The organism is Oscillatoria sp. HE19RPO, assembly GCF_024220515.1.
Classification (GTDB): Bacteria; Cyanobacteriota; Cyanobacteriia; order Cyanobacteriales; family Laspinemataceae; genus Laspinema.
On the sequence record NZ_JAMXOT010000113.1, the window covers coordinates 19,885 to 31,702 of the forward strand.

The following is an 11,818-nucleotide window of genomic DNA, read 5'->3' on the forward strand; positions in this document are numbered from 1 at the left end:
GCCGGTTGGGTGGATGAGTGATGAAATGACAGGAATCAGCGAGACTCACCGCAGGCGATCGCTTTTATTCCAGAGGCGTTTTGGACATAACCAAGCGATGAAAACCGATGCTACGAGACATCCCAGCAACCCGGCGATCGCACTCAAGGACAAAGCGAGGCTAAAATTGGTCCAGGGTTCCGGGACTTTTAACTGATTCAGCGTCGCGGCGATCGTCGGGGATTCTTTGAGGGGAATCACCCAAGCGGGGGAGGAGGAAGCGACAACCGCAGCAGTCCCGATTCCGGTCCCGGCGAGACAAGCAAAGGTTTGGAAATGGCGATCGCTTTGTGCTTGGGAAATCTCCACAATGGAGGTAATTGTTCCCCGAAGATTTTCTAGGATATTCAAATACGGACGCAAACTGGCATAATCTTGTTCAATTTGCTTTTGATACTTAGCCTTAACAATGGCACTAAACTCTTGTAAAAATTTAAAATCATTACTCACTTGAAACACAGTTCCGGCTTTTTTAGCAATGGATTGAACGGATTTTTCATATTGATGTAAATTTAGGTCTATTTCATGCTGCCTCACTTCAATGCTATTAATATTTTTAATAAAATTTGATAACGCTAATGAATTATTTTGCAAAGCCAACTTCAGTTCAGAGAACTCTAAATTATATAATTCTTTAATCGAAGCGGACATTTCATTAAATTCCGCAACCATTTGTTCTTTCAATTCCCGACTTTGACCGTAAGCCCAGAGGATTTTATTCCGGTAGCAAAATAACGCTTTCCAATCCTGATGGAATTCAGCCCCAGTTTCCATTGCTTTTTGATTGGGATATAGAATCAGGACCAGATGACTCGCGGCTTCCATTTTTTCCCAACGTTGGGGGGAAGAACGCCAAAACTCAAAGACTGTCCCTCCTAAAAATTGACCTTTTTCTTGATATTGCCATCCTTTGTTGATTAAGGCTTTGTAAACATCATTGGCGAGAATCTCGCGTTCGTCCTTCTCCGGATTTTCTACCCAACCGGATACCATCAAAGTTTGTCCTAATTTACCCGGTAGGTTATCTAATTCTGGAATCAAGGTCAACATCACATCCAGGCATTGGACTAATTCAGGGCCAATAAACTTGCCATCGACGGATAGATTCAACGTCAATCCATAATTTTCATCGAGGGCAAATTGACAAACTGAGCCATTAATCCGGTTTTCTGTGTTGAGTTTACCCTCAAATTCAACGGCGGATTTATCGAAATGGGTTACTTCTAAAAAATCAATGGGGTTGGGCTGAGATAGACGGCTGCGATCGCCACAATACTGCCCTAGGGTTTGGGTAAATTGTTCTAAAATACTTAAACCGGAATATTCAGGGTGAGTTGCATCCCTAACCCATTCTTCCTGGAGATGATAAACAAATAGATTGAGGGTAGGACAAACTAAATTAATCATAACAATTAAATGCGTCAATAAGGGAGAATTAAACCTGGAATGAGTCAGATAGGATGACCTGTAGATGCTTGCCCTGAATGAGATGGAATGGACCCACAAAGGGAGTTAAATGATGTTACCCTGACCGTGAGAGTTGAACCGGAGCATCTACAAATGCGCGGTAAACCGAGGCTTTGCCCGGAAGTGACTCTCGTCAATCTCTGGATCTTACCCTGTAGAAATCAGCGGGAGAGGGAATCACTGAAATGGTGCAGTGGTCATTCATACCACCCCCTGATTATCCCCCTCAACCGGAGAACCGGCTGAGGGTGTAAACCCCCGAAATGTTATTTTCCGAAGAATGGGGCTAACAGTTCTTCCCCTTTTTCCCAGGTTTGAGATAAAAAGCCTTGAACCGGACTCCATAAATCAGTCATGCCAATGCCAAAAATGAGCTGCAATCCTAACACTAACAAGGCCATCAAAATCGCGGTTTTGACCGTGGCTTTGAGGACGGTGACCAGCCAAGTAAAAATGAGCCAAGAAACAACGATTGCCGCAATAATAATCAGTAAATCAATTGACATTAACTGAAAACTCGGATAGGTTAATTACCTTGTTGAATTTGATTAGCAATAGCTTCTGAACGCTGGGCTAAAGCCATGTTACCTTGAGCGCGAAACAGTTCTGCCGCCTGTTGAAAATCAGCGATCGCCTCTCGGTTTTTGCCCTGCAATAACTGGACACCACCGCGATTATAATAAGCAGCCGCTTCAGCGGGATTCAGACGCAAGGCTTGATTAAAATCATCCATTGCCTTTTTATACTCTTCCCGGAAAGCATAGACCCCACCGCGACCAATATAAGCCTCACCATAATTGGAATTCAGCCGTAATGCAGCATTATAATCCTCCAGGGCTGCATCATAATTTTGCATCATCGAATGGGCGCTGGCGCGCCCAATATAGGCATCAATGTTGTTCCCATTTAACCGTAACACTTGGGTATAATCGGCGATCGCAGCGGCTTGATCCCCAGTCCGTGACAGCAAATTCCCCCGACTAATATAGGCTTCCGCACTATTGGGGTTCAGGGCGATCGCCTGAGCATAATCCTGAAGCGCCCCCTGCAAATCCCCCTGACTGGCTTTTTGCTGTGCGGAAGTCAGCCAATTCTGAGCATTATTTTGGGCGATTACTCCTGGGGATACCGTTGTCCCCAAAACCGGAGAAATTCCCCCTAAAACCGCGAGGAGTCCTAACAGAGCAATGTTCGGATAAAGATTCTTCATGGCTTACTTGGATTCCAGAAAAAAATGGCTAGGCATAAGTTATAAGTTTACTCGCTCTTTTATCCTTTACCGGATTGAAAATCAAGCCCTCACCCAGAACGGGTGGGGCTTTTCCGGTGAAAACTGGACTATCCAGCGGTTGCTGGAGTCGCACTTCCCAATGGCTTGACCCCACTGGTGAAGGATTTAGCCTCAGCTTTCAGGGTAGCACTTGCCTCTAAAACGGCTTGTCTCGCCCAGCGATCGGCAGCTAGAATCTCCTCTAAACCGGGTTCGGCACAGTTATCCGCCTGATGGCGATCGCAGACCCGTTCAATCACCCGAGGAATCTCCAAAAACTCAATTTTCTCCTCTAAAAATAACTCAACCGCCTGCTCATTGGCTGCATTTAAAACCGCAGGCATAGAACCCCCGGCGCGACCCGCAGCATAAGCCAATTGCATACAGGGATACTTCTGATGATCGGGCGATCGGAAGGTCAAATCTCCCGCTTTCACTAAATCTAATCGTTCCCAATCCGTATAAATTCGCTCCGGCCAAGACAAGGCATAAAGCAATGGCAGACGCATATCCGGCCAACCCAATTGGGCTAAAACCGAAGTATCTTGTAACTCAATTAAAGAGTGAATAATACTCTGAGGATGAATCACAATATCAATATCATCATAATCCATTCCAAATAAGTAATGCGCCTCAATGACTTCTAATCCTTTATTCATCAAAGTCGCTGAATCAACGGTAATTTTCCGACCCATTGACCAGTTGGGATGCTTCAGTGCATCCGCCACTTTCACGGTGGCTAATTTCTCCACCGGCCAATCGCGGAAGGCCCCCCCGGAAGCGGTCAAAATAATCCGACGCAACCCCCCAGGCGGGACCCCTTGCAAACATTGAAAGATTGCCGAATGTTCCGAGTCTGCCGGGAGTAACTTCACTCCATGCTTCTCAATCAGGGGATTGACCACAGGTCCCCCGGCAATCAAGGTTTCCTTGTTTGCCAAAGCGATATCTTTACCCGCTTCGATCGCCGCAATGGTGGGAAGCAAACCCGCACAACCGACAATTCCTGTGACAACCGCTTCCGCATCGCCATAACGCGCCACTTCCACCACACCCTGTTCTCCCGCCAGGAGGATCGGTTGCGGGTCCAAATCTGCGATCGCCGCGCGTAGTTCCGGCAGCTTATCTTCTATACAGAGGGCGACGATTTCCGGGCGAAATTGGCGAATTTGTTGCGCCAACAGTTCCACATTCCCCCGCGCCGCTAACCCCACAATCCGAAACCGATCGGGGTGGTGTTCCACAATATCTAAGGTCTGAGTCCCGATTGAACCAGTGGATCCGAGGAGAGTAATCGCTTTCACAATCTTAATTTTTATGATTTTCTGCCCCTCCACTATAAATTCTTTGGTCTCCCTCTTCACAGAGTTGATCCCCGTTTTCCCACCAATTCCCGAGGGACCCGGGGAGTCGATCGGCAGTTTTGCTCAGGATGAGTTGAAATTCGGTGATAGGTTTCCAGAAATTTTGCATTTTATCACAGCCAATATTTAAGTTATGTTAAATTCTCTCGAAAATCTTTAATTTTTGTCAAGGAATCATGAATTTTTAGTTCAAATCGTTTATGCTGTCACTACATCAGTCGTTCAGCCGACATCCTAAGTCAAGAGGGCAAAGATACCTAGTTTAAGAGTATGGGTGTTTTCTACCCTCTTTTACCCCCGATCAATTGTGCATCAATTGTGGGGATAGATGCTCCCCTGGGCGGCAACTTTTTAAAACTTGATTAACCAGGAGTTTAGATTTATGACTCAGAAAAATGCAGCAGCCCTGTTCAAAGCAGTTAAAGAAGATTTAGCACTTCAACAACAAATGCAAGCGGCTAAAAATCCAGCAGCTATCAAAAAATTAGCTCAAGAACGAGGCTATAGCTTTAGCGATGAAGAATTGAATCATGAAATCAGCCAATTATCCGAAGAAGAGTTATCCCGTATGATCAATCCCGGCATTGCGCCTCGGGAACACCTGCTTCGCCGGTAAGGTTTTCCAAAAAACTCACACCCTCAAGGGTGGGGCTATACAGACGAAGCGGTGCCTGCGCGGGCTAAAGCAATTGTAGGGGCGCTCATAGAAGCGCCCCTACAGGCTATTAGGGGTTTATCCACCGCCTCAACCGGCAATGGTTTGTTCTAAAGCCGATCGCAAGTCTTGGGTTAAATCAGCGATCGCCGATCGCCGACTGCTTTTGTAGGAATCCCAGCGATCGCTCACCCAAATCGGTTCAGCGATGGTTAACTGAACCGACTGCTTCCCTAATTCCGGACGAGAAGCGGGACGTTCTCCCTTAATCCGCGCAATGGTATCCCACACCAACAACGTCGTCTCTGCAAACCGTTCAAAGGTGGGTTTTTCTCGCACATACTGTCCCGTCACCGCCACGAAACATTCCACCAATCTCATGTGCCACATTCGCAAATTGGCTTCTTCCGCCACGCGATCGGCCAATCCTCGTTCCAAGGGAGACAACGCCTCAATATCCTCAATATCTTCTCGATAAATCCGGTCCCATCCCGCTTGTTCTAAGCGTCGGCATCGGTCAATTACCGTTCCCTTAGACGGCAGTTTAAAATACTCCTCAGCCACCTGTAATGCCATATCCAGCAATGCAGGCAATCGAGTGGTTAAATCATGCGTTTCTCCGGGAATATCGGATAAAGTTCGATGATAAAACCGGCGATAAAAATCCTCCATTAACGACAATAAATGTTGTCCCAATCGAATTAAACGCGGGTAAAGTGATGGGAGAGAAGCCGAGGAAACCTCTTCTTGTCCCATTTCTCCAGAAAGAGGAGACAACCCACAATCCAACTCCATTTGAGTCAGTAATTCCGCCACCGCATCCCAGTCTTCTTTGTCATATTTGTAGCGAATTCCAATCGGGAGAATTGCCACGCGCTGACTGCGATTTTCCTTTTGTAAATCCTCCATGCACCAGAATGCCAACTGAGCAATTCCCGGTTCCAACGGACTAATAATTTCATTATGTCCATTGGTGCCCCCTTCCGGAGAAGCCGCGAGAGGAAATTGACCTTTCGCAAACAGTTCCCGCGCCGATCGCAACCCCTGCCGGTCGATTTTTCCCCGGACAATCGGAGTTCCTCCCAGTTTGGGTAAGAGAGATTCCAACCATTGTCCCGCCCATAACGGAATGCCGCGATCGTACATAAAATGAAAATGCACCGGAGAAGCGATCGCAATATTTTTAGACTGCGCCACTTGGGGAACTGCCTGCCAAATTAAGTGAGAAATGGGAAAAGGGTCGTAGGTACTCGGATGGCGAAAAGCCATCAAAAAGCGAACTTTTTCCCCTTGAAACTGCTGATACAGTTCCACCAACTGCTCAACATTTTCTGTGTTAATCTGGGTAATTGGGGTGCGAAATTTTCTCCACCAGGGCATCACAAATTTCGCTAACTGCAACATCAAAGGATTAAAATTCGGGGGAATAAATTCTAAAGGGGGGTGAGCGCCATCAATGGATTTAATCATGAGTTTAGAAGCAATCAACAATTATTACAAGCAAAAGAGTAGTTTAGCAATTGTAGGGTGGACTTTTTCCCAACTCTTCACAGTAAGGTGGGCTTTTTCCCACTCTACAATTGCTTTATTAGATTAGCCCGCGCAGGCGGGCTTTGTCCGTATAGCCCCACCCTTGAGGGTGCGGGTTTTTGGCTAGACTGTCAAGGTGATAAATTTAATGACGAAAAATCATTGTTTCATGTAGGGGCGCTTCGAGAAGCGCCTGTCCAAGAGGTAAATTTAATGATGACGAAAAATCATTGTTTCATGTAGGGGCGCTTCGAGAAGCGCCTGTCCAAGAGGTAAATTTGATGACGAAAAATCATTGTTTCATGTAGGGGCGCTTCGAGAAGCGCCTGTCCAAGAGGTAAATTTAATGATGACGAAAAATCATTGTTTCATGTAGGGGCGCTTCGAGAAGCGCCTGTCCAAGAGGTAAATTTAATGATGACGAAAAATCATTGTTTCATGTAGGGGCGCTTCGAGAAGCGCCTGTCCAAGAGGTAAATTTGATGACAAATCATTATTTCATGTAGGGGCGCTTCGAGAAGCGCCTGTCCAAGAGGTAAATTTAATGATGACAAATCATTGTTTCATGTAGGGGCGCTTCGAGAAGCGCCTGTCCAAGAGGTAAATTTAATGATGACAAATCATTGTTTCATGTAGGGGCGCTTCGAGAAGCGCCTGTCCAAGAGGTAAATTTGATGACAAATCGTTATTTCCTGTAGGGGCGCTTCTCGAAGCGCCCCAGGGGCCTGCGCATTGCGCCCCTACAAATTAATACACCAAGTCTTAGGAGTGTGAGCATCTTGCTCGCTTGTCTTAATAGCGAGCAAGATGCTCGCACTCCTATAGCAGTCCTAAATTGCTCTATTAGATTAGCCCGCGCAGGCGGGCTTTGTCCGCAAACGCCCCACCGTTGACGGGTGCGGGTTTTTGGCGAAGAGTACCGGATTTAGGATTAATCCCAAGAGTCTAACTCCACTCGCCAATTTTGGAGAATCGTCACCAATTGTTCTCGACGAGTTTCCACCGTTGCAGCAATCCAAATACAGCCAATTCCCACCAATAATCCAATTACCCATCGCAGAAATGGATACAGGGAGTTGAGAATAATCAGTTGATAGATGGCATTGAGTAAAAAGGTAACGGTTCCTACATAGAGAAAGGCGCGGATTCTCAAGGTTAATCCAGCCACTCCCATCAATAAACTGACGATGCCTGCAATCAGCCAGTGATTGGTGATTAAGGAGGTAAAGCTGATACTACCGATCGCCAATATCCGAATCCAGTGCCGGAGTTCTTTGCGATCGCCGGGTTGGAGGGTCGGTTCAACCTGGGCAAAGTATAAGATACCAGCAGCAATGGGAATCATATAGGCGATCGGTTCAGTGACGAATGCCTCCAAAAGCCCTCGTAAAATCACCCAATTGATTAGGATCGCACTCCAATAAGTCAAGCGAATTTGACGATGGAAAAAACTCAGGAACACATAAAAAGCCGCGACGATCAGGGCAGAAACTGACCAGACTTGATCGATGTCCCCGAACAACCCGAGTCCCGTGGTGATAATCGCCAATGCCGGGAGGAGTCGCGCCATCACCCGCCAGGGTCTCAGGGGCCATCCCCACTGATCCCAGGGGAAAACATCTAAGAAGTACGCACCAACACAGGCGATCGCACCTCCCCAACCGATCAACATCTCCTGTAAATTGCTGGGAAGATATCCAAACAAATAAAAGCCAACGGCAGCAGATTCAGCCATACCGATATACACCCAAATTTCAGCAGTTTTAACCGCTTCGGGGCGATCGCGGGGATCATCTTCACCCTCCTTGAATTCCGCAAACCGACCCTGGAGGAGGGCATAATTGGTTAAAAATACCCCAGTTCCCACCCCAATCAGGTCAATCGACCCCAGGGAACTGACTGCTGTGGCACTGTCTGCAAACAGGATAATCGCACTCAACCAGACAAAACTACTTAAACCCCAGTGAGTGTGAGCAAAAAATTCCACTTCCTGCTTCGTCAAATTCAGGTAATCCGTTAACCAAGGTTCCAGCCAGCGATAGTTATACACAATCGCCGCACCCAAAGTTGCAATCGCAATGAATTGAACCGGGTCCGGTAACCCCGCAATTTGATAATAGAGAAACTCATAAGCCGAAACAGAAATGCCAATTAAGGCTAAATAAACCAGGGGTTTCATTTCCCGGCTGTGACGTCCAATAGTTAAGGCAATTACCACCAATGTCAAGGTGGTCAATCCACTCCAACTGGTGACTGTTCCCCACCGTAACGCCTGTCCCAACAGCCCATAAATTAACGGAATTACCTTCCAACTGGTGCGCAGAGGACTACCAGTGCGACGAATCCACCACTCACCCACCAAGGCACCAACCAGTCCGAGAATCAGGTTTGCGATCGCCAAACTCATCAGCGATCGCCCGAAAAATATCAAGGTTTCCGCTGCGATTAATTCAACCGCCCAACCCAAGGCATAAAAGGTCCAAGCGGCTGGAGATAACCACATCCGATAGGTGAGGGTGAGTGCGATTAAAATCGTGGCGATTAAAATCGGCACCGAGGAGTTCATAGATCCCCAGAAAAATCCCCAGAAATACAGACTATAGGCATGAACAGAAATCGCCGTTAATGCCAAACCTCCCAATGCGATCGCCCATCCTTGATAGGCTTTTGCATAAACTTGAGCCAGGGAACTGGAACGCTGTATCGTCACGGCATAACTGCCGCACAAAGCAGCCAGGGCGATCGCATAGACAACAAACCAACCCTCTCCAGCAACAGAGGGTAATCCCAATCCCCCCATGTCTAAGAACAGGAACACAAAACCTAATCCAAACCCAATGGCGATCGCTGCCACAGCGGTATGTTGCCATAACCGGGTATTCACCACCATCAACACCGTGGCAATTCCCAATCCCACTAACCAGGTTGCCGGGGTCAAGAATACTAAAAACTGGGCCAGAATTAACGTCGTGATACTCAAACCCGTTGCCACCGGGCGGCGATCGGGGGAAAAATGTGCGATGCCTGTCAATGCCAAGGGAGTCGCAAACCACAGAAGTCCCCAATGTGAGGCATCCAGATAGGATAACCCATCATAATTTCCCACCCAGAAGACATAACTTAAACTAGCCAGTCCTAACCCAACGGGCCAACAACTTTCAATCCAAGCCGCAATCCGCAGATTCAAAGCCAAATCTGGCTTTAATTCTAAAGTGAGAGAGACTGCCCATTCGGCGAGGGCGAGGGCGAGTAAAATTAGCCCCCAAAGGAAGATGGGTAACTGAGGAAATCCCCAATGGACAAAGGACAAGAAGGCCAGCAATCCGCTAATATGACTTAAATAAACCAAAAAGTCAAACGGTCCAAACTCTCCGGGACGGATGGGACGAGCAGGAGTGGGGCCGTGGGTTCGCCAGCTTAACCGGCGATCGGTCACTACGGCTAGAGTGAGAGTAGAAGCCAATAAATTCAGCGATCGCATGGAAGAGACTGGGATACTCAACAGGGTGAGAATGACCCCAAATCCCAAGGCCCAAATATCCCCGGCTTTAGCTGAAACTTTCGCACCCTGCTCTAATTGAGCCAGTGGGCGATGATACAACCAGTCGGTGAGCCAGACGACAAAGAGGAGATAGGGAAAGAAGGTTAAGCCCAGCAATGCCCAGGGACTCTGTTGTGCCTGAGCCAGTTGCGCCCCGGTGGCGATCGCGCTGGTGCGAACGGCTGGGGGAATAATATCGCGAATTAACCAATAGCCTTGTAAGGTAATTGTAAAAATTGCAATGGTATCAAACAAGTGGAAAAATCGGGGGAGGCGACGACCCAACCACCACAAGGCTAAAGCACTAATGGCGATCGCCTGCCAAGGTTGCTCTCCCACAGAAACTAACCAACCGGCAAACATCAACCATCCCCCCAGATAACCGAAGAGTTGAGGGGGTCTAGCGGTCACTTCCCACGGGAGAATATCCCCTTCCGCTTGGGGGACAACTGGGGGTATGGGTTCTCTAATTTTGGGCTGTTCTTTTGTGAGATCCGATTCCAAGATGATCCAACCGCCAATGGCGATCGCCAATCCTAACTCAGCGATCGGCACTCCGATGCCAAAAACTGCCCGTCCACAGAGAATGGCTAAAGCGTAGGAGAACAGGAGAATCTTAACAGGCTGAAGATTCGAGGGTGAGGGGGATTGGGAGTTCACACCGGATTTTCTCTTTCCGGGAGACAGGGTAGCTAAAGCAGTGGCGATCGTGCCGAGATAAACGGCGATCGTTGCCAATCCCGGGAATGACCATCCCCAATGGAGATAACACAAGACAGGGTAAACCGCCAGGGGAAACAGAGTGCGTCGGGATTGACGATCGGTACCCAATACCCGGGGAAGCACCTGCCAAGCGATGAAACTGAGGACTGGTGCAGCAAGGGCGATCGCCACCCATCCCAAAGGCGATCGCCACAACCCAAACCCATCCATCGTCCAAAAATTCACCGGCAGCAGCAACAGACTCACCCATTGCAAAGTTTGAGCCGTCAGCCGTAATTGAGACTGGCGCTGTGCCCAAACACTCACTCCCCAAAAAATCAGAGTATAGGCAAATAAGACCAAATACTGACCTGCTGGGGGAAATCGCTCCCACTGGGTTGCAGCAAGTACCCCAGAGGAGAGTACCACCATAAATACCCCCAGAAACAGTAACCAGCGAACACTCAGTTCCGCCATCAGAGACTGTATCCATTGAGGTTTAGCGGGAGTCGCCGTTTTAGTTGCGGCGACAGGAGATAATACGGGAGGGAGTAGAGGTTCAGGAACCCACTCATTCTCCTCCACCTTCTGCGCGATCGGTGATGCAATCACCTGGGGTTCCGGCAACGGTTCGCTCAGATAGGTTCGGCACAACACTTTTACCCGGTCATCCGAGAGCAAACCCAGACTCACTAAAGCATCGAGCTTTGCCAAGAGACCGGGTTCACGCAGTCGGAGTTTTACTTCAAGTTCGATCGGTAGCTCAGAGTCAGCAGACATGGGTAGGCCCTCATAGTGCTTACCCAGATTATGCGCCATCTTTTCTCAATTAGGCGATCGCCCAGAGCCAACTTCATAAACTGTCACAAGCCCACCCACCCCCAGCCCCCTCCCAAGTTCGTAGTAACGACTTCAGTCGTTCTCTTAGTTCGTAGTAGCAACAACCGGCGGATAGCAACAACCGGCGGATAGCAACAACCGGCGGGTAGCAACAACCGGCGGATAGCAACAACCGGCGGGTAGCAACAACCGGCGGGTAGCAACAACCGGCGGGGGTTCAAACCCCCGCCTGTAGGGGCGCTTCGCGAAGCGCCCCTACAGTCGGTTGAAACCGACTGAAAAAATCACTGTAGGGAACTCCAAAAAATAAAATCTCCAAACAACCCTCGTTCGTAGTAACGGATCAACGGAGTAGCCTTCTCAATGTAGGGGCGCAATGCTTGCGCCCAAAAGAGGGCGCAAGCATTGCG

The 11,818-nt window shown here is 48.3% G+C and carries 8 protein-coding genes; 1 reads left to right on the plus strand and 7 read right to left on the minus strand.

Annotation, left to right across the window (positions count from 1 at the left end; genetic code table 11):
• Positions 1-45 precede the first annotated feature (45 nt).
• The 5 genes from NG833_RS11220 to NG833_RS30825 form a co-directional block, all read right to left on the minus strand.
• Positions 46-1,446 (minus strand): hypothetical protein, encoded by a 1,401-nt coding sequence (locus tag NG833_RS11220; protein ID WP_254565377.1) that lies wholly within the window; start codon positions 1,444-1,446, stop codon positions 46-48.
• 326 nt (positions 1,447-1,772) lie between these two features.
• Entirely contained in the window at positions 1,773-2,012 is a 240-nt protein-coding gene (locus NG833_RS11225; protein ID WP_254565378.1) for a hypothetical protein, read from the minus strand.
• Between the two features lie 20 nt (positions 2,013-2,032).
• On the minus strand, positions 2,033-2,716 hold the full coding sequence (locus NG833_RS11230; RefSeq protein WP_254565379.1) for a tetratricopeptide repeat protein: 684 nt from the start codon (positions 2,714-2,716) through the stop codon (positions 2,033-2,035).
• A gap of 128 nt (positions 2,717-2,844) precedes the next feature.
• Positions 2,845-4,080, minus strand: a complete 1,236-nt coding sequence (locus tag NG833_RS11235; protein ID WP_254565380.1) for a 1-deoxy-D-xylulose-5-phosphate reductoisomerase — start codon at positions 4,078-4,080, stop codon at positions 2,845-2,847.
• Between the two features lie 4 nt (positions 4,081-4,084).
• Positions 4,085-4,249: a hypothetical protein gene (locus NG833_RS30825; RefSeq protein WP_254565381.1), complete on the minus strand. Its 165-nt coding sequence runs from the start codon at positions 4,247-4,249 to the stop codon at positions 4,085-4,087.
• 273 nt (positions 4,250-4,522) lie between these two features.
• Here NG833_RS30825 and NG833_RS11245 point away from each other — a divergent pair, with 273 nt between their 5' ends.
• On the plus strand, positions 4,523-4,756 hold the full coding sequence (locus NG833_RS11245) for a Nif11-like leader peptide family natural product precursor (RefSeq protein WP_254565382.1): 234 nt from the start codon (positions 4,523-4,525) through the stop codon (positions 4,754-4,756).
• 129 nt (positions 4,757-4,885) lie between these two features.
• On the opposite strand, the gene NG833_RS11250 is transcribed toward NG833_RS11245, so the two are convergent.
• Positions 4,886-6,265, minus strand: coding sequence for a 1-acyl-sn-glycerol-3-phosphate acyltransferase (locus NG833_RS11250; RefSeq protein ID WP_254565383.1), 1,380 nt, complete (start codon positions 6,263-6,265; stop codon positions 4,886-4,888).
• Between the two features lie 991 nt (positions 6,266-7,256).
• The gene (locus NG833_RS11255; protein WP_254565384.1) at positions 7,257-11,348 is read right to left on the minus strand and encodes a DUF2157 domain-containing protein; all 4,092 of its coding nucleotides are present in this window, start codon (positions 11,346-11,348) and stop codon (positions 7,257-7,259) included.
• Positions 11,349-11,818 lie beyond the last annotated feature (470 nt).